General features: G+C 69.1%; 19 protein-coding genes and 1 tRNA gene. 9 read left to right on the forward strand and 11 right to left on the reverse strand.

Annotation, left to right across the window (positions count from 1 at the left end; translation table 11 throughout):
• Window positions 1-21: 21 nt before the first annotated feature.
• Window positions 22-1,017 (reverse strand): methyltransferase, encoded by a 996-nt coding sequence (locus SSMG_RS17250; protein WP_037717411.1) that lies wholly within the window; start codon window positions 1,015-1,017, stop codon window positions 22-24.
• Window positions 1,017-1,991 carry an SRPBCC domain-containing protein gene (locus SSMG_RS45410; RefSeq protein WP_009077913.1) on the reverse strand — a complete coding sequence of 325 codons (975 nt, stop codon included), beginning with the start codon at window positions 1,989-1,991 and terminating at the stop codon, window positions 1,017-1,019. The genes SSMG_RS17250 and SSMG_RS45410 overlap by 1 nt, the downstream gene beginning before the upstream one ends.
• Before the next feature lie 74 nt (window positions 1,992-2,065).
• Here SSMG_RS45410 and SSMG_RS17260 point away from each other — a divergent pair, with 74 nt between their 5' ends.
• Window positions 2,066-3,214: a glycosyltransferase gene (locus tag SSMG_RS17260; RefSeq protein ID WP_009077915.1), complete on the forward strand. Its 1,149-nt coding sequence runs from the start codon at window positions 2,066-2,068 to the stop codon at window positions 3,212-3,214.
• Between the two features lie 167 nt (window positions 3,215-3,381).
• Here SSMG_RS17260 and SSMG_RS17265 read toward each other — a convergent pair whose 3' ends face one another.
• Entirely contained in the window at window positions 3,382-4,263 is an 882-nt protein-coding gene (locus SSMG_RS17265; RefSeq protein ID WP_100266816.1) for an oxygenase MpaB family protein, read from the reverse strand.
• A 347-nt stretch (window positions 4,264-4,610) separates the two neighbouring features.
• On the opposite strand from SSMG_RS17265, the gene SSMG_RS17270 reads away from it, so the two are divergent.
• Complete coding sequence (locus SSMG_RS17270) at window positions 4,611-4,958, forward strand: iron chaperone (RefSeq protein WP_009077920.1); 348 nt, start codon at window positions 4,611-4,613, stop codon at window positions 4,956-4,958.
• An 86-nt stretch (window positions 4,959-5,044) separates the two neighbouring features.
• On the opposite strand, the gene SSMG_RS17275 is transcribed toward SSMG_RS17270, so the two are convergent.
• A complete protein-coding gene (locus SSMG_RS17275) occupies window positions 5,045-5,899 on the reverse strand; it encodes an SUMF1/EgtB/PvdO family nonheme iron enzyme (protein WP_234392876.1) in 855 nt (284 codons plus the stop codon).
• A 233-nt stretch (window positions 5,900-6,132) separates the two neighbouring features.
• Here SSMG_RS17275 and SSMG_RS17280 point away from each other — a divergent pair, with 233 nt between their 5' ends.
• From SSMG_RS17280 to SSMG_RS17290, 3 genes are all read left to right on the forward strand, one after another.
• The gene (locus SSMG_RS17280) at window positions 6,133-6,894 is read left to right on the forward strand and encodes a VOC family protein (protein ID WP_037713983.1); all 762 of its coding nucleotides are present in this window, start codon (window positions 6,133-6,135) and stop codon (window positions 6,892-6,894) included.
• Between the two features lie 238 nt (window positions 6,895-7,132).
• A complete protein-coding gene (locus tag SSMG_RS17285) occupies window positions 7,133-8,083 on the forward strand; it encodes a daunorubicin resistance protein DrrA family ABC transporter ATP-binding protein (protein WP_009077925.1) in 951 nt (316 codons plus the stop codon).
• Window positions 8,084-8,222: 139 nt separating this feature from the next.
• A complete protein-coding gene (locus SSMG_RS17290) occupies window positions 8,223-9,005 on the forward strand; it encodes an ABC transporter permease (protein ID WP_009077928.1) in 783 nt (260 codons plus the stop codon).
• Window positions 9,006-9,137: 132 nt separating this feature from the next.
• Here SSMG_RS17290 and SSMG_RS17295 read toward each other — a convergent pair whose 3' ends face one another.
• Window positions 9,138-10,379 (reverse strand): amidohydrolase family protein, encoded by a 1,242-nt coding sequence (locus SSMG_RS17295; RefSeq protein ID WP_009077930.1) that lies wholly within the window; start codon window positions 10,377-10,379, stop codon window positions 9,138-9,140.
• Between the two features lie 169 nt (window positions 10,380-10,548).
• Between SSMG_RS17295 and SSMG_RS17300 the strand changes: the two genes are divergently transcribed.
• The 4 genes from SSMG_RS17300 (at window position 10,549) to SSMG_RS42980 (ending at window position 14,755) form a co-directional block, all read left to right on the forward strand.
• Entirely contained in the window at window positions 10,549-11,340 is a 792-nt protein-coding gene (locus tag SSMG_RS17300; protein ID WP_199841140.1) for a class I SAM-dependent methyltransferase, read from the forward strand.
• Window positions 11,341-11,397: 57 nt separating this feature from the next.
• Window positions 11,398-13,206 carry a 6-bladed beta-propeller gene (locus SSMG_RS42470; protein WP_009077933.1) on the forward strand — a complete coding sequence of 603 codons (1,809 nt, stop codon included), beginning with the start codon at window positions 11,398-11,400 and terminating at the stop codon, window positions 13,204-13,206.
• Window positions 13,207-13,380: 174 nt separating this feature from the next.
• The gene (locus SSMG_RS17310) at window positions 13,381-13,779 is read left to right on the forward strand and encodes a nuclear transport factor 2 family protein (protein ID WP_009077935.1); all 399 of its coding nucleotides are present in this window, start codon (window positions 13,381-13,383) and stop codon (window positions 13,777-13,779) included.
• Window positions 13,780-14,215: 436 nt separating this feature from the next.
• Window positions 14,216-14,755, forward strand: coding sequence for a hypothetical protein (locus tag SSMG_RS42980; protein ID WP_199785920.1), 540 nt, complete (start codon window positions 14,216-14,218; stop codon window positions 14,753-14,755).
• On the opposite strand, the gene SSMG_RS17315 is transcribed toward SSMG_RS42980, so the two are convergent.
• The 6 genes from SSMG_RS17315 to xsc all read right to left on the reverse strand — a co-directional run bounded on the left by SSMG_RS17315 (window position 14,737) and on the right by xsc (window position 22,178).
• Window positions 14,737-14,820, reverse strand: a tRNA-Leu gene (locus SSMG_RS17315). The genes SSMG_RS42980 and SSMG_RS17315 overlap by 19 nt on opposite strands.
• A gap of 256 nt (window positions 14,821-15,076) precedes the next feature.
• Complete coding sequence (locus SSMG_RS17320) at window positions 15,077-15,796, reverse strand: sulfite exporter TauE/SafE family protein (RefSeq protein WP_009077938.1); 720 nt, start codon at window positions 15,794-15,796, stop codon at window positions 15,077-15,079.
• Between the two features lie 274 nt (window positions 15,797-16,070).
• Window positions 16,071-16,817: a sulfite exporter TauE/SafE family protein gene (locus SSMG_RS17325; RefSeq protein WP_009077939.1), complete on the reverse strand. Its 747-nt coding sequence runs from the start codon at window positions 16,815-16,817 to the stop codon at window positions 16,071-16,073.
• Between the two features lie 264 nt (window positions 16,818-17,081).
• Entirely contained in the window at window positions 17,082-18,509 is a 1,428-nt protein-coding gene (locus SSMG_RS17330; protein ID WP_009077941.1) for an amino acid permease, read from the reverse strand.
• A 286-nt stretch (window positions 18,510-18,795) separates the two neighbouring features.
• Window positions 18,796-20,160 (reverse strand): aspartate aminotransferase family protein, encoded by a 1,365-nt coding sequence (locus tag SSMG_RS17335; protein ID WP_009077943.1) that lies wholly within the window; start codon window positions 20,158-20,160, stop codon window positions 18,796-18,798.
• 209 nt (window positions 20,161-20,369) lie between these two features.
• On the reverse strand, window positions 20,370-22,178 hold the full coding sequence (xsc, locus tag SSMG_RS17340) for a sulfoacetaldehyde acetyltransferase (protein ID WP_009077944.1): 1,809 nt from the start codon (window positions 22,176-22,178) through the stop codon (window positions 20,370-20,372).
• Window positions 22,179-22,314 lie beyond the last annotated feature (136 nt).

Here is a 22,314-nt window from a genome sequence, read left to right on the forward strand (position 1 = left end):
CGCGCCGGTCGTCGGTCTACGTCACTCGGTCGCCTCGGTCACCGCGACGGACAGCGGCGTTCCGGTGGGCACGACGTGGGACAGCCGCAACCCCGCCCGGGTGACGAGCGGCTCGAGTTCGGCCGCGGTGCGCTCCCGCCCGGAGAGCGCGCCCAGCATCATGAAGTCCATCGCTTTGCTGTCGTGCGGTTCGTCGCCCGGCGGCACGAACGCGTCGATGACGAGCACCCGTCCGCCCGGCCGGAGGGACCGCCGGCAGGTGGAGAGGATCCGCACGCTCTGGTCGTCGTCCCAATTGTGGATGATCCGCTTCAGCAGGTACACGTCGGCCGGCGGAACCGACTCGAAGAAGTCGCCCGCCACGACCTCGACCCGCCCGCGGAGCGGCTGGTGCTTGACCACCTCGTCCGGCCGGTCGAACAGGATGCCCCGCAGCGAAGGATTGGCATCCAGCACGGCGTGCAGAAATCCGCCGTAGCGGCCGCCGATGTCCGCCACCGTGCCGGAGCCGGGCAATTCGCAAGCGCGGGCGATCAGGCGGTTCTCGGCGGCGGACACGGCTTCCATCCCCGCGTAGAAAAGGGCCGCCTTCGCGGGGTCTGAGCCGAAGTAGTCGTCTACGGTGCTGCCGAAGACGGCCTCGAACGACGGCGACCGCGTCCGGAGCGTGTCGCCCACGACGTGGCTTGTCCGCCAGAACATGTCGTCGGTGAGCATCAGGATCGCCTCCCGGACCGACCCCGGGACGTCGCGGCGCAGCGCGGAGCCCGCGGCGGTGAGCCGGAAGCGGTCCGGGCCATCCGGCGACACGATGCCCCGGGCCACGAGCAGGCGCAGGACGCGGCGCAACCCCGCGGCGTCGCACCCGGTCGCCTCGGCGAGGGTGTCCGCGTCGCGAGCGTCGTCCGCCAGGTGGTCGGCTACTCCGAGAACCGCGGCGGCCCGCAGGGCGGCCGCGTAGGTGTAGCTCATCGCCTCCGAGACGAGGAACAGCGCGGACTGGTCGGCGGCGTTCATCAGGCCCGCTGCTGGGACCACCACCGGTTCTCGGTGGTGCTGTAGAACTCCTCGATGTACGCGACGAACTTGTCGCGCTGCACGTAGCCGTCGTGGTCGTCGTCGAGTTGCTGGAACATCTCCAGGCTTTCCGCCTGGTCCCAGCCGGTCACCGTCTGGCAGGTCATCCACCTCTGCAGGGAGACGCGGCCTTCGCGGTCCGGGTCGCCGATGTCGAAAACGCCGATCGCCCATGGCGCGGCGGCCTTTTCGACGAAGCCGGGCTGCTCGTGCGAATCCACCCATTCCTGCTTGCTGACCCGCTTGTCGCCGTTTTCGTCGAAGTGGCCGATCAGGTCCTGCCACAGCCGGTTCGCCTTGTGCGTGATCTGGTTCCACGCCGGGTGGCCGGGCGGCACCTGCAGGGCCGCGCACCAGCGCTGGACGAGAAGGTCGAGGTCGAGCTGCCCGATCTGCCCGTCGTGGTCGCGGTCGAAGGCGTCGAAGAGGAGCTCGTACTCCTGCTGCCGTACCGAGGCGGTCATCTTGTCCCCTTCGCGGGATCGGGCCAGCAACGGGTCGAGCCGGTCGCGGAGCAGGAACTCCCACGCCTCGCCGTGCTCGGCACTCGTCTTCTCGTCGCGGAAACCGGCGTGGGTCAGGCGCAGGCGGGAACCGTCGCCGCGCGGCGCGATCTCGACCCGCAGCACGGTCTCCACGCCGTGCGTGCCGGCCTCGTTGAGCCAGGTCATCTCGAGCAGCCGGTTCGCCTCGTGCGCGAGGATCCGCCCGTAGTGCGGGTGCCGTGCTCCCAGGTGGAAGGTCTCGAAGAAGTACGGGACGCCCGGCTCGGCCTTCATCCAGAGGGCGCCCGGTTCGGCGAACCACTCGTCGAACCCGCTGGTCCAGGCACGGAAGACGGCATCGGGCGAGGCGTCGGCGTCATGGACGACGGCGGCCTCGAACGTCCGGTCCGAGAGGTCCGGCCGCCTCACGTCGTCGCCTTTGTCATTCGCAAAAAGCTAGCGTCCCACTATACGTTAGTCAAGCGATGAGCTAGGTTGACCGCATGCGGATCCTGGTCACTTCCGTGCCCGCTGTCGGCCACTTCCTGCCCGTCGTGCCGCTGGCCCAGGCGTTCCGGGCGGCGGGCCACGAGGTGCTCGTCGCGCTGGCCGAGCACGGCCAGGTCGCCGCGGCCGCGGGGCTTCCGGTGGTCGACGTGGCTCCCGGCTACGACTCGATCGCCGTGACCAGCGCGGTCCTGCGGGACGATCCCGCGTTCTTCGCGAACGTCTGGAACGTCACGTTCGCCCCCGGGATGACGATCGCGCCGCGCGCCCCGATGTTCGCCGCCGTCAACCGCCCGCTGGTTCCCGGCACGGTCGAGCTGGCCGACCGGTGGCGCCCCGATCTCGTGGTCTACGAGCAGACCGCCACGGTGGGGCCGATGGTCGCCGCGCGGCTCGGCATTCCTTCGGTACAGCAAAACATAGCGATCCTGAGCACGGGCGACACGCATCCGGCCACCGCGGCACTGCTCGGCGACCTGTGCGCCAAGTACGAGATCCCGCAGCTGCGCCCGCCGCTGATGACGCTCGAGGTGATCCCGCCGAGCATGCTGAGCGTGCCGGCCGAGGGATGGTTCCTGGGCGGGCGGCCGTACAACGGGGGCGGGGTGCTGGGCAGCGAACTGCCCGGCAAACCCGCGAGGCCGCGGGTGGCGGTCACGCTCGGATCGGGGTTCTCGGCCGAGTTCTACGGCCTCGGCGCGCTCGAACCGGTGATCGAAGCGGCGGCGGAGGTCGACGCCGACTTCGTGATCGCGCTGGGCATGGACGTCACCGACCGGCTGGGCTCGGTTCCGCCCAACGTGCGGTCGCTGGACGGGTGGTTCCCGTACACCGAACTGTTCCGCACCTGCGCCGCGGTCGTGCACCACGGCGGCGGCGGCTCGATCATGACGGCAATCGACGCCGGCGTCCCGCAGATGGTCGTCCGCAGCGAAGGCGACCCTGGCGGCAAGATCATGGGCGACGCGGTGCAGGACCGGGGCCTCGGGATCTCGACGACTCCGTCCGAGGTCACCGCGGAGCAGCTAAACCGCCTGCTGGCCGACGACACCTTCAAGCGGGCGACGGCCGAGGTGCGGGCGGAGGTGGCCGCCCTCCCGACGCCGGCGACTGTCGCGGCGCGGCTGACCGGCCTGATGGGCTGATCCCGTGCGCCCGGACGTGTCGTGACCGACCTTCTGCCCGTCCGGAAAGCGAAAGCGGTCGATTCGGCGTCGCCGTTGCCGAGAACCTCGTCGACCCGACCGTCGTCCGGGCGGCAGCAATACGCTGTTCCCTCGGACGGCGCCTGTGCCGAGGTCGGGCAGCGTGCTCAGGTCCGGAGTTTCCGGCGATCGCCGACCCGGCGGCGGATGATGCCGACGTAGGTCTTCATCGGCGCGTGCCGGAGCTTCCGGGGCAGCCGCGGGTAGAACACCGCGAGCAGCCGGAGCCCGTACCGCAGGATCCTGGCATTCCTTGGGGTCCACGAGTAGCCGAGGCCGTCCCTGATCGGTTCCGGCAGCAGCCCGATGGTGACGAAACGGTGCAGGGGGACGGCGATCCGCCAGGCGACCGGCAAGCGCGAGGGGTAGAGCAACTCTCGCGCGATCTCGCGGGACGCGTCGTCGATGCGCATGGTGGCGATCATGCTCTGCCAGTACGAGGCGAAATCCTGCCGCGACGCCGGCCATGCCTCGCGCGGGCAGCCGATCGCCGTGGCGAGCGCGCTGTACTGCTGGTAGCACTCGTCGGCCTCGGCGGGCGGGAGAGGACCGAATGCGCCTTCGTAGAGCGTGATGGCAGTGTCGTACATGGTCGCGGCGACCCAGACCTGCAAGGCCGGGTCGTCGGCGGAGTAGCCCGGACCGGCGACTTTCCGGTGCAGGGCGACCACGGTGCGGCTTACTCTGCTCGCCTCCTCGGGGGTGCCGAAGACCACGCCGTACAGAAAGATCATCGTGTGGTGGAGGCGGCGGAGAGGGTTCCTGGCGAAACTGCTGTGCGCTTCGGTGCCCTGTGCGATCCCGGGGTGGGCGTTCTGTAGGACGGTGGCGCGTCCGCAGCCGATGATGAGCAAGCTCTCGCAGGCGACCTTCCGGATCGCCGAGGAATCGTCGAACGCCGGCCGGTCGCCGGTGCGCCCCGCTTCGGCGTGCGCACCTCCGCCGGCCAGCCGGGAATTGCCGTCCTGAAACCGTTTCAAGCTCGTCATCACAGGATCCCGTCGAGTGCTTCGCCGATTCGACGCGGCTGGCCCCGGCCCGCCCGGCCACCGGCGGCTTCCGTCGAACCCCCAGCCGTGAGACGACGCCGAGAATACCATATGATTCTTAAGTGACTTTGTGGCGATGGCGGGCAAGGCGAATAAGCGAAGACGGGCGCGGAGGGCGAAGGTGTTCGGTGCCCCCGGTCGGGTAGGACACCGGTGCCGACGGTCCCGCTGGCTTGTGCGTCACGCTGGTTCACGCCAGAGTGGAGGGCGTCCGCCTCGCTGAAATTCGCGAAATGGCACTGAAATAGCAGTTGAACAGCACTGTCGGCCGAGAGGAATCGTGCACCATGTCGGATCACGACGCGTACATCGCCAAGTCTCCGGAGGATCTCCGCCCGCTTCTGGAGCAGGTGCGCGCGCAGCTCGCGAAAACCCTTCCGGACGCGCAGGAAGTCATGAAGTACAACATGCCCGGGTTCGAGGTGGACGGCTCCATCGTCGCGGGTTACGGGGCGTTCAGCCGGCAATGCGGACTCTACGTGGCGCCCGGTGCCATCACGGCGCTCTCCGACGACATCGCCGAGGCCGGCCTCAAGGCGACCAAGAACGGCGTCACTTTTTCGGTGCGCCGGCCTATTCCGGACGATCTCGTCGGACGGCTCGCCCAGGCATCCCGGAAAGACTTCGGCGTGTGAGGGCGAGGGGAGCGGGCCGCGCGCTCGTTCCCCGGGATTTCCCGCGGACGCCCGGCGAGAGCTTCACCGGCGGCGCGGCGGAGGGTTCAGGCGCTGTGCGCGCACCGGAAACCGAGCGCGAAGTTCGACCATCCGAGCGGATCGCCGTGCAGGCGTTCGCAACACCGCACCTGATAACGGAAGTTCATCCACGAACCGCCGCGGATGACGCGGTAGTTTCCCATCGCCGGGCGGATCGCCGGATCGAAACGGGCCGTGTCGGCGTACGGCTCCGACACAGTGGCCGTCCACTCGTACACGTTGCCGGCCATGTCGGCGCACCCGAACACGCTGTCGCCCGCGGGGGAGAAAGCTCCGACCGGAGTCGTCAACGGCAGGTCGGCGCGGCTCTCGCCGACCGTCGCCCACCATTTCCGCCACTCGGCCAACGTGGTCATCTTCTCGCCGTAGTACTCGGCCGTGTTGGCCAGGCCGGGATTCCAGCGATTCCCCCACGGCCAGATCCGGAACCCGGCGCCGCGCGCCGCGTATTCCCATTCGGGCTCCGTGGGCAGCCGTTTGCCCGTCCACGCCGCGTACGCCGAGGCGTCGTCCCAGGAAACGTTCACCACCGGGTGATTCTCGCGCCCCGCCGTTCCGGAGCCGGGACCGGCGGGCGCGCGCCAGTCGACCCCCTCGCGTTCCGTCCAGCCGCGGTCGTACAGCATGCCGTACCCGCGGGACTCGGCGTCCGTGCGGTATCCGGTGGCACGGACGAACTCGGCGAATTCGGCGACCGTGACGGGACGGCGATCGATCCGGTAGGGCGGGAGGCGGCGGGAGACCTGCGGCGTCTCGTCGCCGAACCATTCCGGCGGCAGCGGCTGATCGGACTCGTCCAGCCAGCGCAGGACCCACGGAGGGCTGCCCTGAAGGAAACTTCCGGCCGGGATCGAGACCATTTCGCCCACCGCGTTCCTCCTTGCCGTGCCGGACGCTTTCCCGCGGCGGCGCCGATTTCGATCCCGGGCTCCGACGCATTCCTCGATGCTTTTCCGGACAGCCGGATCCGGTGGCGCCGGCGCGCCCGGTGACGAGAATATTCTAGATATTTCTCAAGTTGCCAGAGCGGGCAGCCGTCCCTAAGGTGGCTGGGCACTGTCTGCCCCGTGCATGGCGAACAAGAGGAGGAAAGATGCCCACACGAAGCACCCCGTGGCCGAACGGCACCCCGTGCTGGATCGACTACGGCGCTTCCGACGTCAAAGCCGCCGAGGACTTCTACGGGAGCCTGTTCGGCTGGGAGTTCGAAGACAGCGGAGCCGAGTTCGCCACGTACCACCTGGCGACGAAGAACGGCGAGCAGGTGTGCGGTTTCGCCCCGCTGTCGACCCCGGAGGATTCGCCGGCGTGGACGACCTACCTCGCCGCCGACGACGTCGAGGCCGCGGCCGAGCGCATCCGGCAGGCGGGCGGTTCGGTAGTGGTGGAGCCGATGGACCTCGGCCCGATCGGCAAGATGCTGATCGCCTTGGACTCCGACGGCAGCGGCCTCGGCGTGTGGCAGGCAGGGGAGCGCACCGGCGTCCGGCTCTACAACGAGCCCGGCTCCCTGATCTGGAACGAGGCGATCCTCGAAGACCCGGTGTCCGCGCGGAAGTTCTACTCGGCGGTCTTCGGGCACACCTTCGACAAAGCTTCCGACGGCGAAGGCCACGCGACCTTCGCCGTCGACGGCAGTCCGGCCGGCGGCGTGGGCGGGCGGGAGTCCGGCCTGCCCCGGGGATGGCTCGTCTGCTTCGCGACGGGGTCCGTCGAGGAAACCGCCGCCAAGGCCGAGGCAGCGGGCGGCAAGGTGACGGCGGGCCGGGTGGACACCCATGTCGGGCGTCTCGCGGTGCTCGAGGATCCTTGGGGCGGCGCGTTTTCGGTCGTGCAGGCGCCGACGGGCAACTGAGGACCGCTTTCCTCGCGACGTTCTTGCCCGCGCAGGCCGAAAACGCTGACGACGACACCGAAGCGGTGCACCGGGTCTGCCGGATGCCCGGCCGGTCGCCGGAACACGAGTTGCTATCTTTATCTGAAGTGTCGACGCGAGGGTCCGGCGGTGAGGAACGAACAGCCGCGGAAGACCCGGGCCGAGGCTGATGGAGCCGAACTGCGAAACCGAACAGCCGGTACAGGATCGGAGTGGGATGACGACGCCAACACTCGTCGCTCGCGGAGTCCGCAAGCGATACGGCGACACCCAAGCCCTTGACGGACTCGACCTCGAGATCGCGCCCGGAGCCATCCACGCCCTGCTCGGCCCGAACGGGGCGGGCAAGACCACGGCGGTCAACGTCTTCGCGACGCTCACGCGCCACGACGAGGGGGAGGTCACGGTCGCGGGCCACGACGTCCGCCGGTCGCCGCGCCGGGTCAGGGAGGCGATCGGCCTCGTCGGGCAGGCGACGGCGCTCGACGACAAGCTTTTCGGCCGCGAGAACCTCGTGCTGTTCGGGAGGCTGCACGGCCTCTCCAAGCGGGCCGCCCGGCAGCGCGCCGGCGAGCAGCTCGACGCGTTCGGGCTGGCCGATGCCGCCGACCGCAAAGTGTCGACGTACTCGGGCGGGATGCGCCGGCGTCTCGACATCGCGGCGAGCCTGATGACCCGGCCGCGGCTGTTGTTCCTCGACGAACCGACGACCGGCCTCGATCCGCGCGGGCGCAACGAGGTGTGGGAGACGGTGCGCCGGGCGGCCGCCGCGGGCACGACCGTGCTGCTCACCACCCAGTACCTCGACGAGGCCGACCAGCTCGCCGACCGCATCGCCATCCTCGGCGCGGGCCGGGTGATCGCCGAGGGGACGTCCGCTCAGCTCAAGGGCGACCTCGGCGGCGACCGCGTGATCGTCACCGCGCGGACGCCCGCGGACCTTGCCCGGATGGAGGAGGTCCTCGGCGGCCGCGCGGATCCGGAGCAGCTCCAGCTCGTCGTCGAAGGCGGGACGGCGGACCGCGCCGCGGATCTGATCTCCGCGGTTCGCGAGCTGGACGCGGCGGGCATCGAGGTCGACGACATCCTCCTGCGCCGCCCGACCCTCGACGAGGTGTTCCTCCACCTCACCGAACCGTCGGCGGAGTCGGCGGGGGCGAAGCGATGAACGCCCGCCGCGTCACCCGGCGCCGCCCCGCCGCGCCGGCTCTTCGCCCGCCGTTGACCGCGCGCGAACACGCGAGACGGGATGCGGCGCCGACGCCGCCGTCCGATTCCGAAGCCGCAGCCGGAGAAGGAGCCGTCCGGTGACTACCGCATTGAGGCACGCCTGGGTGATCACCCTCCGCGAACTCAAGCTCTGGCAGCGCGATCCGTCGCCGCTGATCGTCGGCATCTTGTTCTCGATCATGCTGCTGCTGATGTTCGGGTTCCTGCTCGGCGGCGCGATCGGTCTTCCCGGCGGCGGCGGCTACCTGCCGTACCTCCTGCCCGGGATGCTCGCGCTCTCGATGCTTTTCGGGATCGAAGCGACGATGGGCGCGATCACGAACGAAACGAAGAAGGGGATCACGGACCGCTTCCGGTCGCTGCCGATGTCCGGCGTCGCCGTGCCGCTCGGACGATCAGCGGCCGACCTGCTCAGGTCGGCCGTCGAGCTCGCGGTGCTCATGGCGGGCGGGCTGCTGATCGGCTGGCGGGTCAGCGGATCGGCCGGAGCCGTGCTGGCCGCCGCGGCGCTGCTGCTGTGGCTGCGGTTCGCGATGCTCTGGCTGGGGATCTACCTGGGCCTGACGCTCCGCGGCGAGGGAGCGCTGATGGCCGTGCAGATCCTCGTCTGGCCCGTCGGGTTCCTGTCGGGGGTGTTCGTCTCGCCGGAGTCGATGCCCGCGTGGCTGGGGTTCCTCGCGCAGTGGAACCCCGTGTCGGCGACGGCGGCTGCTTGCCGCGATCTGTTCGGGAACCCGAGCGGTATCACGTCCGGCCCGCTCGCGGACTACCCGCTGCTGCTCGCGGTCGGGTGGCCCGCGGTGCTGCTGGCGATCTTCGTTCCGCTGTCGGCGCGCGCCTACCGGCGGCTTTCGCGCTGAAGCGCGGGCGGGGTCGCCGGGAAGACCGCACTTCGCAAGTCGCTGCGGCTCACGGCGGGAGGCTCGTGCCCACCAGCGGCTCCACGAGTACGTGCGATCGGAAATGGGGCGCAGCACGTACCGGGGACTGAGTTACTCGCCGGCACTCTCCGCGAGGCGGGATGACTCGGGAACCTCGAGTTTGAAGATCCGCGCGGCGTTCAGGCCGAGCACCTTCGCCCGCGTCGTCTCGCTGAGCGACGCCATCCCGCGTTCGATGGCCTCGGCCGAGTGGGGCCAGGTTCCCTCGTGGTGCGGATAGTCGTTCGACCACATGAAGTTGTCGGCGAGATTCAGCTCCTCCACGAGCCGAAGTCCGACGTGGTCTTCCACGAAGGTCGAGAAGCAGTTCCGCCGGTAGTACTCGCTCGGCCGTTCGGCGAGGGCCGGCCGCACCCAGAAGTGGTGCGCCGCAAAGGCGTAGTCCATGGTCTCGAGCACCCAGGGCACCCATCCCACGCCGGCTTCGACGGTGCCGCACCGCAGATCGGGGTGGCGTTCGAACACGCCTGACGCGATGAGGGTGACGATCGGTTCGAGTGTCGTCGGCATCGCGTGGCAGACGTAGTTGATCACCGCTCCGCCGCCGCCGCGCACGGCCTGGGCGTCGCGTCCGGTGGCGACGTGGAAAACGATCGGCAGGCCGAGCTCTTCGAGCGCGGCCCACAGCGGCTCGTAGCCTGGATCGTTGTAGCTCAGCCGCTCCGCGTTCGCGAGCCCGAAAATCGGCTGGGCGGGCATCGCGACGCTGCGGTAACCGCGCTCGGCAGCCCAGGCCGCTTCGGCGACGGACGCCTCCACGGCCGCGCCGCCGAGCAACGCAGCCGGGTTGAGCCGCCCGAAATGCGGCCCGAAGTAGTCGAAGGACCAGCGGTTGTAGGCGCGGCACATGGCCATCTGGAACGCCGGATCCGGGGTTGCCCAGCACAGGAGCCCGTAGTTGGGGAAGATCACCTCGGCGCTGATCCCGTCGAGGGCGGCGTCGGCGAGCCGCTGCTCGATGGAGATCCCGGACCGGTACCGGTCGAACCGGAGCCGGTCGTCTTCTCCCATCCTGTCCTGGCGGCCTCGCGCCCGGCGCCCCGGCTTCACCAAGTACGGTTTGCTGCCTTCGCTGACCAGGAACTCCGCGCCGTTCTCGGCGGACTCGATCCGCGGGCACCGGTGCGCGAACTCTGGTTCGATGGCGTCGAGGAACCCGGGCGGCTCGGTGTGGTGGGTGTCGGTCGACACGATGAAGTACTTGTCCGGGTCGTCCGGGGCGGCCGTCCGTTCCCACCCGGCGTGGCCGGGCGTGGCCGTCCGCCACGCGTTCTTCGGATCGACGATGGTCATGGTTGGCCCGCCAATGCTCCGGCGCCGAGCGGCGCTGATCATCCGCGATCCACGCTAGACGCTATATACTTTGATAGCAACCGTCAGAAGTCAGCCTTCGCCGGAGGTGCACTGCCGCCGCTGCGGACGTGCCGCCGATCTCCGATGCCGGCCAGCGACAGGAGGCCCCGTGACGTCGTACCGCGTGCCGACGTACGGCGACGAACTCGCCGAGGTCTACGACCTGATCTTCAACTGCGAGAGGAAGAACTACGACGGCGAGGCGGCCGAAGTGGTGCGGCAGGTCCGGGCGAGGTTCCCCGGGGCGAAGTCGCTGCTGGACGTGGGATGCGGGACCGGCACGCATCTCGAGAGGTTTCGTGCGGCCTTCGACCGCGTCGAGGGGGTCGAGCCGGCGCCGCCGATGCGCCGGGTGGCCCAGCGGAAGCTCCCGTCCGTCCCCATCCACGCCGCCGACATGCGCCGGTTCCGGCTCGGCCGCTCGTTCGACGCCGTGTGCTGCATGCACGGCCCGATCGGCTACATGGCTGACGAGGCGCAGCTTCGCGGCGCGGTCCGGCGCATGGCGGAGCACCTGGTGCCGGGAGGCGTGCTCGTGCTGGACCCGTGGTGGTTCCCCGAGACCTTCATCGACGGCTACCTCATGGCCGAGGCGGTACGGGACGACCGCCGTTCCGTCGCCCGGGTGTCGCACTCCGTGCGGACGGGCGAGTCGTCGATGTGCATCACGGCCAAGTACCTGGTCGGCGACGCCGCGGGGATCAGGGAGTTCACTGCCACGGACGTGTTGTCGCTGTTTCGCAAGGATCAGTACGCCGGCGCGCTCGCGGCCGCGGGGCTGCGGACGGAGTACGTGCCGGGGCCAGCGACGCCGCGAGGCCTTTTCGTCGGCGTCCGGCCGGAAGCGAGGTGCCCGGCCGCGAACGAGCTCGATCTCGTCGGCGTTGACACTATCTATTAATTAAGTAGAGTCAGGGAGCTGAGGCTGCTCCGGGCGACTAGGTTCGAGGGGACCGAGATGCGCAGACGCGTTCTACCAGGTGAATTCCTCAATCCGCAGGGAGTCTCGGTCGACCGCGAGGGCAACATCGTCGTGATCGACGGCGGAGCCCGGCCCCCGGACGTCCAGGTGTTCCGTCCGGACGGCGACCTGGCGGAGTCCTCGGACGAGCCGTTCCTTTTCCGGAACTTCCTCGGCACGCCCGGGGCGGATCTCCAGCAAGGGAGCGCGGCCGGCCAGCGGCCGCCGGATGGCGGGTCCCGCGGCCGCGTCGACGAGGACTGGCTTTTCCCCCTGGACTCCGCGATCGACCGCGACGGCCGGGTCGTGGTCCTCGACGCCCATCGGGTCAAGATCTACGACATCGACGGGCGATACCTGGGCCTGTTCGGCGGGGTGGGCTGGGCCGAGGAAGACCTCATCAGCGAATGCGGCATCGCGGTCGACAACCAGAACCGCGTCATCATCACCGACAACGCGAGCCGCAATCCGCATCTGGAACCCCAGCTTCCCCGCAACCAGGTGAAGATCTACGACTCGACCGGCGCGTTCCAATTCGGTTTCGGCCCTCTGGGGTCGGGTCCCGGGGAGCTGAGCTCCCCGCTCGGCGTGGCGGCCGACAGCAAGGGCCGCATCGTTGTCGCCGACCAAGCGAACAACCGCGTCGCGGTCTTCAATTCCGCGGGCGAGCACCTCTTCGATTTCGGGCAGCTCGGATCCGGCGACGGCGAGCTGAACTTCGCGTTCGGCGTGGCGGTCAACAGCCGCGACGACATCATCGTCGCCGACTGCGGGAACAACCGGGTACAGGTCTTCGACCCGGCTGGCAGGTACCTGCGCCAGTTCGGCGGACTGGGCGCGGGAGACGGTGAGCTGAACCAGCCGTTCCACGTGGCGGTGGACGCCAACGACAACATCGTGGTCGCGGACTCGGGCAACGACCGCGTGCAGCTGTTCAGCCCCGACGGACGGTTCCTGGCCGGTTTCGGGCGCACGCGGCGGCCGTCCGTGCGCGCGCTCGGGGAGAGCCCGCTCAATTTCCCGATGGGCATCGATGTCGATTCGCAGCGGAACATCGTCGTGTCCGACACCCGCAGCAGTCGCGTCGTCGTCCTCGATGCCGACGGTGTCCTGGTCCGGGCCATCGGTTCGCTGGGCACCGGACCAGGCGAGCTTCATTTCCCGTACGAGGTGGCTGCCGGCCCGAACGACTCGATCTACGTCGTCGACCAGGGAAACCGGCGGGTGCAGGTGTTCTCCCGCGAGGGGGAGTACCTGTTCGGGTTCGGCGGTCTCGGTGCGGGCGAGGGCAAGTTCAGCAACCCGTCGGGGATCGCGGTCGACTCCCAGGGCCGCATCATCGTGGGCGACGGCGGAAGCAGCCTGATCCAGGTCTTCGACCCGACCGGGCGGTTCCTGTTCCAGTTCGGGGAGACCGGCGACGGGGACGGCCAGTTCAACGGCTTCCAGATCAGCGTCGCCGTCCTGGCCGACGACCGGATCGCGGCCGTCGACGGCAGGCACCATCACGTCCAGGTATTCGACTCCGGCGGCCGGTTCGAGTTCAGGATCGGCACCGAGGGAACCGAAGAAGGAAACTTCCGGGCGCCGCAGGCGGTGGCCGCGGACCGCAGCGGCCAGCACATCGTCGTGACCGATCCCGGGAACGACCGGGTGCAGATCTTCGACCCCAACGGGAAACTGCAACAGGTGCACACCGTCGAGGGCCAGACCGCGGGCTGCGTCGCCATCGACGAGGACGGAAAGCGGATCCTCGTCGCCATCCCGACCAACGACCGGATCCAGGTATACGACATGCCGTGGTGAAGCACCGCGGCGTCGCCGGGAGCCGGATGGGCTCCCGCAGCCGAGGCGTGTCAAGGCAGCGAGATCCGTTCCGGTGCGGGCGCGATGCTGATTTCTCCGTCTGTCCGGGGGTGACTGGATCACGCATACCCACCGGAGGCCCGGCGCCGAACCTCACGAGCACAGGAGGCAGCGATGACAGACGCGCCCAGCACGACGGATTTCAGCGTCGTGGACAGAATGTTCGGGGCGATCGAGAAAGGCGACATGGACGAGTTGCGCACCTGCTTCGCACCCGGTGCGCGTGCGTGGCAGAACCGCAACGAGAAAGACCTGGACGTCGACAAGGTGATCGCGACGCTGAGCCGCCTCTGCGCCATGTCGACCGTTAGGGCGTACGAAGACCAGCGCTCCACCGCTGTTGGCTCGCAGCTGTTCCGGCAGCACACCCTGACCGCGGTCCTCCGCTCCGGGCACCAGCTGCGGCTGCCGGCGATGATGCGGGTGGAGGTCGACTCCGACGGACTCGTGGCGCGACTCGAGGAATACTACGACTCCCGCGCGACCGACGTGCTCGCCGAGAAGGCCAACTGACCATCTCCGCGCTTGCGAGACCGAGAGCATCTTCCTCAAGGCCAGATGCTCGGTTGCGTCCGCGAGGGCCGCGCGTGGTGCCCGCCCGCTCGCGGCCGGGTCCCGATACGGCCGCACCCAAGGACGCGGGAGCAACGCGAACCCGCCGAGCCGCTGCAGGCGTGCCAGCGCGGTGGCGTGCTGGCACAAGGCTTCGTCCAGGTCACGGCGCGCGGTCGGTAAAGCCTCCGGCGATGCAAAGTACTCGTCGCCGGAGGCAGAGGCGGATTTTCCGGCGCTAGGCAGGCCCCTGCTGTCGGCGGCCGCTGGTGGACTATGGACCGCGCGGAAGACCGAGCGTTCTGCGCGCGCGGTCAAGCACCAGTACTTGTTCCGGGGATTGATTCGCCGTGTGGCGTGCGGACGGAAGATGGAGGGTAGTCCGCGTAGGCGCGGCATGTATTACCAGTGCCCGGCGCGGACGCTTGCTCCGGGCTCACCGGCTTTGGCGAGTCACCCGCCGACGATCTACCTGCGGGAAGAGCCGCTGCGGGATGCGGTGAACGGGTGGATCGGGGAACTGTTCGATCGGCTGGTGGAGGCGCAGCCTGCGGCCAGGTCAGGGAGTGACGGCGCGGCTCGGCGGAGGTTGGAGGAGGCCGAGGCGAAGATCCGGACGTTTCAGGATGCCATCGCGGCCGGGATCGACCCCGGGGCGGTTGCGGAGAGCATCAACCAGGCGCAGGCAGATAGAGCGGTGGCGCAGGCGGAGTCAACGAACGTGGGAGAGCCCGCCGGGCTGAGTGAGGCCGAATTCTACGTGATGATCGACTCGCTCGGCGACATCGGCGCCGCGCTGGCCGACTCGGAGCCGGGCAAGCTGGCCCAGCTCTATCGGGACCTTGCTCTTGACCTGCGGTTCGACCACGAAAAAGAGGCCGGCGATCTGACGGCCTCTCCACGGGTGAATAATGTGTGTGTCCGAGGGGGGGCTTGAACCCCCACGTCCGTTAAGGACACTAGCCCCTCCTGCTAGCGCGTCTGCCATTCCGCCACTCGGACTTGCTGATGAAGAGAGTATACGACGGTTGGGCACGCCTTTTCAGGGGGGTGTTGAATCAGCTCCACGGCTCGCATGAGATGATCATCTGTTCTCGGCATTCGAACTCAACAGGGAATATCCGCAGGTCAGCCGGTTAGCCCGGCCTGTGTTGAGGCATGGCTTCCGCGACCGCAGCGGGCATGCTGCTGATCTTGCCGGGCGATCTGAACGGGATCCGGAGCGGTCCTGGGGTTCAGCCGCCGGGACGGGCCTGGGTCAGGCGCTGAGCATCGTCACCGCGCCGGATACCACGATCAAGCCCACGATCGCCCGGTCGAACAGTGCGCGCGGGACCCGGCCGATGAGGCGGCCTCCGAGGATGTTTCCGGCTAGCGCGGCCGCGACCAGGATCGGCAGTTGGGTGCCCAGGTTCGTGGTGTCGAACTGGCCTGCGGTGATCAGGAGGAGCAGGGACAGGCAGTTGGTCACCACGAAGTAGCCTGCCAGATCGCCGACGAAGGTTCTTGGGGGGACTTTTGCCGAGGCGAGCAAAACGGCTGGGGGTGCGCCGTTCAGGGAGGTCGTGGTGGAGAGGTAGCCGCCCAGCAGGCCGGCGATCGTTTGTTTCGCTGGGGTCGCGGGGTGGGCTTCTCGGGTCGGGCGGAGGAGCAGGCGGAGGCCGGAGAGCACGACTACGGTGCCGGCCAGGATGCGGAGGGCGTGCGGCGGGAGCAGGTGCAGCGTGAGGGCTCCGGCGGCGGCTCCGGGGAGGCTCGCGGTGCCCAGAACGGCTACGCGGCGCCAGGCGATGTGGGCTCGTTCCCGGTGGAGCACGGCGAGTCTCGTGATCATGGTGGCGATCAAGTTGATCACGACAACCTGCGGCAGTGGGAAACCGATGAGCAGCAACAGGGGCGTGCCGACCAAGGAAGCGCCGAAACCGGTCAGGCCGCCGATGAAGCCTGCGAAAGCGATGGCCAGTGCGCCGAGGATCATGTGGCTGCCTGGCGGGGGTAAGGAGTTAAAGGGGACGGCAACAGGGCGGGGCTGGTCATGTGGCTACCGCCTTGTCTGCTGATGCCAGGGAGAGGGCCGCGAGGATTCCGGCCACGATCTGGTCGGCGTGGTGGTACAAGCCGGGTTTCGGCGGCGATTCCGCCCAGGGCGGGACAGGCCATGCGGGCTACCACCTGGTCTGCGGGTGCCGGGGGAGAGGATTTGCGGTGGTACAGCTGGGTTCCGGCGGCGGTTCCGCCCAGGGCGGGGCGGGTCATGAGGCTACCGCCTGGCCGACCAGCGCCAGGGACAGGACCGCGAGGATTCCCAGCACGATCCGGCGCGCATCGCCGTGGGCGTGGTGGTACAGCCAGGTTCCGGCGGCGATTCCGGTGAGGGCGATAGGGAGGAAAAGCGCCGTTTGCCCCAGCACGGCCGCGGTGAGCAGGCCGCTCGTGCCGGCGGTCGCGACGGTCATCGAGTCGGCCGCCAGGAAGAAGACGACCAGGCTCGCGCGGTTCACGGCCATGGGTAGCGGGGACGCCAGGTACATCAGGACGACTGGCGGGCCGCCCATGCCGCAGGCGCCATTGAGGATTCCGAAGGCGGTGCCCATGCCTCCGCAGGCGGCGGGGCCGGGCAGGCGGCGGGTGCGGCGGCTGAAGGCCAGGGCCAGCGCGGAGATTCCGACGACCAATCCAACGGTCAGTCTTGTCGCGCGTTCCGGGAGCGCGGACAGGAACCAGATGCCGATCGGCAGGCCGACGAGGGCTCCGGCGAGGAGCCAGCGGACGGACGGGCGGTGGGCGTCCGGCCAGGATTTCGGCAGCAGGGTGACGCTGGAGGCGATTTCCAGCAGGAGCGTGCTCGGGATGACGGCCGGGGGCGGGAGGACCAGGCAGAGACAGCTGACCCACACCAAGGAAGCGCCGAAGCCGGAGTAGCCGCGGATCAGGCCTCCGGCGAGCAAAGCGGCGACAGCGAAGGCCATCGCCGCGGGAGACAGGTGCCAGAAGGTCATCGGCGGGTTCGGGAAGGGCTCGGCATCGGACCTCCACGGCGGGGGCGGGATCGGTTCACCTTGCGGTACGGCTGGCCGGGGCGGTAGGTCCAGAATCGCGGCATCGCGAGGTGCCAGACAGCCGGTCACGTCGTCGCGGCCGGCCGAACCAGGTCAAGACCGGTCGTAACGGGCTCGCCCGGACGGGAATGATCCGGCGCGAAGAGGCCAGCCGGGCGGAGCTGCCAGGGGATCGGCAGACGCCCGGCTGGACCCCGGGGCCGGTCAGGGGGAAGCGACTCCGGCTTCGCCTCGCGATGAGTCCTGCTCCGCCGTGACGGCGGGTCCGACGGGGCGGCGCTTCCGGAACTGGTACGCGATCAGGATCAGCGCCAGCGTCACCGCGCTCAGCCAGAACTGCGAGCGGGTCGTCGGGAGGAACGCCATGGCCAGAATGACCGCCGCCATCAGGGCGATCGTGGCGTAGCTGAGCCACGGGAACAGCCACATCTTCAGGCTCAGCGCGCCTGGGTCCGTATTCTGCAGGCGCTTCCGCAGGCGGACCTGGGCCAAGGCGATGGCGAGGTACACGAAGAGAGCGACCGCGCCGTAGGAATTGACCAGGAACTGGAAGATCAGGTTCGGCGAGGTGTAAGCCGCGATGACCGAGACGTAGCCGATGACTGTTCCGGCGATGATGGCTCGGCGGGGGACGCCGCTGCGGGACAGCTTCGTGAACATCTTCGGGGCGTCGCCGTTGCGGGTCAGGGCGAACAGCATCCGCGACGACGTGTACAGGGCCGAGTTGAGGCACGAGAGCACGGCCGTCAGGACGATGGCGTTCATGATCGTCGCCACTGCGGGGATGCCCAGGACGTCCAGGACCGCGGCGTACGGGCTGACTGCGGTGTCGGGAGCGTTCCACGCCTTCACCGCGACCACGACGAAGACCGAGCCGACGTAGAACAGCACGACGCGGAACACGATGGAGCGCATGGCTTTGGCGATCGCGCGGCGGGGTTCCGCGGACTCCGCCGCGGCGATGGTGACGATTTCGGCACCGGTGTAGAAGCCGACGCAGGGGACGACCGCCGCCAGGACCGCGCCGATGCCCATCGGGGCGAAGCCGCCGTGGGAGACCAGGTTGCCGACGCCTCCGTGGGCGCCCGGCCAGACGCCGAACAAGTACAGGGCGCCGACCACCAGGAACACGACGATCGCGATGACCTTGATCGACGAGAACCAGTACTCGAACTCCCCGTAGGACCGCGCCGACACCAGGTTCGTGGCGGTGAGCAGCAGGAGCAGTCCGAGACTGAGCACCCACAGGGGCACGTTCGGCAGCCACAGCTGCAGGATCCGGCCGCCGGCGACCGCCTCCACGGCCACCACGATCACGAAGAAGTACCAGTACATCCAGCCGACGGTGAAGCCGGCGCGATTGCCCATCGCCTCCCTGGCGTACACGTAGAACGAGCCGAGCGCGGGCCGCGCGACGGTCATTTCGGCCAGCATCCGCATGATGAGCACGGTGATCAGCCCGGCGATCAGGAACGAGACCACCGCCGCGGGCCCGGCCGACTGGATGACCACGCCGCTTCCGACGAACAGGCCGGCGCCGATCACGCCGCCCAGTGCGATCAGATTCATGTGGCGTTGCTTGAGGCCCGGTTTGAGGCCGCTCTCGGCGGCTGTTTCCGGTGCAGAACCCACGTCTCCTCCTTCCGGCGGCGCCGGGGGACCTCGATGTCCCCGCGCCGGCCGCCGCCGCGATGTCGCTGAGAGCTGCTGTGTGGTTCCCGTCACCGTAAGAAGGAACAGGCCCCGCCGCGAGAGCCAGATGCTAGCCATGCTCCGGTACCAGAACGGCCTGATCCCGGACAGCAGGACGGGCGCCGGGCACCCGCGGAACAAAGGGGTACCCAGCGCCCGTCCCGGCTATCCGTCAGGGGGATCGCGCTGTTTTCACGTAGCGGGAGGTGCCCCTCCCGGGGGTCGGTCAGGGCTGGATCGCCTTCTCCACGTCGGTGAGCATGCCGTCGACGCCGTGCAGCAGCTCGTCCAGCACGTCCGTGTCGGCGACCAGCGGGGGCGAGATCATCAACATGGTCGCGCCGCGGTCGTCGCCGCGGAGGATGACCCCGGTGCGGCGGAACGATTCCGGCAGGACCTCCCGCAGGACGGTCAGGGACTCCTGGTCGGTCAGCTCGCGGCCGCCGTCGCGGTCGGCCATCAGTTCGATCGCGTAGAAGAAGCCGGTGCCGCGGACGTCCTTGACGCAGCGGTGCGCGTCCTTCAGCGACTCGAGAGCCGCGTGGAGCTTCGGGCCCTCTTCCAACACGTGCTCGGGCACCTTCTCGTCGCGCATCGCGCTGATGTTGGCGACCGCGATGGCCGTCGAGACCGGGTGGCCGCCCCAGGTCGCGCCGTGGGTGAAGACGCCGCCCTTCGGGGAGTCGTACAGCTCGGTGACCAGCTGCTCGCGCACGATCACGCCGCCGAGCGGGGCGTAGCCCGAGGTGGAGCCCTTGGCGAAGGTGATCAGGTCCGGTACCACGCCGGTGAGGCCGTGTCCGAAGAAGTGGCCGAGGCGGCCGAACGAGCAGATGACCTCGTCCGAAACGAGCAGGATGCCGTACTTGTCGCACAGCGCCCGCAGCGCCGCCCAGTAGCCCTCCGGCGGGACCAGCGCGCCCCGGCCGTTCTGGACCGGCTCGGCGAAGACCGCGGCGACCGTCTCCGGGCCTTCCTCGAGGATGACCGCCTCGATCGCGCGGACGCAGTCCAGCTGGTCGGCCGGACCGCAGTCGCCGGTGAAGCCGAGGGTGTTCGGGACGTGCCGGATGCCCGGCAGCAGCGGGCCGAACGGCTCCTTGATCTTCGGCAGGCCGGTCACCGACAGCGCGCCCATCGTCGTGCCGTGGTAGGCCATTTCGCGGCTGATGATCTTCGTCCGCTCCGGCGCGCCCTGGCTGCGGTGGTACTGCCGGACGAACTTCAGCGCGGTCTCGACCGCCTCCGAACCGGAGTTCACGAAGAACGTGGTGCCGAGGTCGCCGGGGGCGAGGTCGGCGATGATCCGGGCGGCCTCGATCGACGGCGGGTGCGCCGAGCCCCAGTTGCTGGCGTAGGCGAGGGTGCCGACCTGCTCGGCCGCGGCCTTGGCGATGTCCGCGCGGCCGTGGCCCATGTTTACGCAGAACAGCCCGGCGAGACCGTCGAGGTGGCGGCGGCCCTCGGTGTCGATGAGGTAGCTGCCCTCGCCGCGGACGAACACCGGGAAGTCGCTTTGCCAGGTGTCCTTGCGCGTGAAGTGCGGCCCGAGGTGTCGGCGGGCAGTGGCCCGCAGCTCCGTGACGTTCACCTGGCGACCTCCTGTGTGTGCGAGAACGGGAATGTGTCGACGATCGCAATCTTTCTGGTCCACGCCCAGAGCCAGAAAGCGCCGGATCACCGGTGCCAGATCCGAGGCTGGACACGAAAAAGCCCGGCCGGGCGCACAGGCTCGGCCGGGCAGAGGGGGTCGTGAGTGTTCATGCCGGTTCTAACCGGCATGAACACTCACAACGGTGCTTACACGTAGTCCTGGTACTTCTCCAGGAACCGCACCGGCTTCGACAGCGCGTCGCGGCGGAACGGGTCGCCCAGCTCGCGGGTGCACATGATCTCGATGACCGTCGTGCGGCCCTCGTTCATCTGCGCGTCCACGGCCTTCTTCAGCGCCGGGCCGACGTCCTCGAGCTTGTCGACCACGATGCCGTCCGCGCCCATCGCCTGCGCGATCCCGGCGAAGCTCTCGCTTTCCAGCTCGCCCGCGACGAACCGGCGGTCGTAGAAGTCGACCTGGTTCTTCTTTTCCGCGCCCCACTGGCGGTTGTGGAACACGACGGCGGTGACCGGGATGTCGTGCCGCACCGCGGTCATGACCTCGCCCATGCTCATGCCCCACGCGCCGTCGCCGGCGTACGCGATCGCCGGGCGGTCCATCGCGGCGGCCTTGGCGCCGATGATGGTCGGCAGCGCGTACCCGCAGTTGCCGAAGGACATCGGTGCGAAGAACGACCGCGGCTCCTCGAAACGGAGGTAGCTGTGCGCCACGGAGTTGATGTTGCCGATGTCGGTGGAGACCATCACCCGCGGCGGCATCGCCTTCTCCAGTTCGCGCAGGACCTGGCGCGGGTGCAGCCAGTTGCCCTCCTCCTGCTCCTGCTCGGCGATCATGTCGAGGGAGTAGGGGTCCTTCTCGTGGGTCCACTCGGTGAGTTCCGCTTCCCACGCGTCCTTCTCCGCCTTGGTGCGGTCGGCGCGCTCGCCGCGGGTGGCGTCGCAGGCGAGGGTGCGGTCGGCGAGGCGCTCGGTCAGCGCGGCCGCGGCGGCCTTCGCGTCCCCGCAGATGCCGACGGTGATCTTCTTGACCAGGCCGAGCATCTTGTGGTCGGCGTCGATCTGGATGATCTTCGCGTTCTTGGGCCAGTAGTCCATGCCGTGCTGCGGCAGGGTGCCGAACGGGCCGAGGCGGGTGCCGAGCGCGATCACCACGTCCGCCTGCGAGATGAGCTTCATCGCGGCCTTGGAGCCCTGGTAGCCGAGCGGGCCGCACCACTGCGGGTGGCTGGCCGGGAAGCTGTCGTTGTGCTGGTAGCTGTTCACCACCGGCGCGCCCAGCCGCTCGGCGAGCGCCTTGCATTCCTCGACGCCGTCGGACATCACGACGCCGCCGCCGGAGATGATGACCGGGAACTCGGCGGTGGCCAGCAGTTCGGCGGCCTGGGCGAGGCTCTTGTCGCCGCCGGGGCCGCGGTCGAGCCGCTGCGGTTCGGGGATCTCGGTCTCGATCTCGCCGTAGAAGAAGTCGCGCGGGATGTTGAGCTGCGTCGGGCCGATTTCCGACAGCGCCCGGTCGAAGGCCCGCGCGGTGTACTCGGCCATCCGCTTCGGGTTGTTGACGTGCGCCTGGTACTTGGTGAACTCCTGGAACATCGGCAGCTGGTTGGCCTCCTGGAAGCCGCCCAGCCCGGTGCCCATCGTGCCCGCCTCGGGCGTGATCATCACGACCGGGCTGTGCGCCCAGAACGCCGCGGCGATCGCGGTGACGCAGTTGCTGATGCCGGGCCCGTTCTGCCCGATGACCACGCCGTGGCGGCCGCTGACCCGGGCGTAGCCGTCGGCCATGTGCGCGGCGCCCTGCTCGTGCACGACCGGGACGAGCCGGATGCCGGCCGGCGCGAAGATGTCCATCGCGTCCATGAACGCCGAGCCCATGATGCCGAAGATGTCGGTGACGCCGTTGGCCACCAGCGTCTCGACGAAGGCCTCGGACGGGGTCATCTTCGCCGTTCCGCTGACGACGGTGCGGCCGTCGCCCGTCTTCCTCTCCGCCATGGTGAACTCCTTCGACACTGAAAGTCTTGGTTTTCGGTACGTGGTGTTCGTAAAACCTGAACGCGATGGACGATAGGACGCCGCGGGCGGCAGGTCAACCGGCAGTTGCTGGAAAACGAGACAGGATGTGCTAGTT

It is taken from the genome of Streptomyces sp. AA4 (assembly GCF_000158875.1).
In the GTDB taxonomy this organism is placed as follows: domain Bacteria; phylum Actinomycetota; class Actinomycetes; order Mycobacteriales; family Pseudonocardiaceae; genus Amycolatopsis.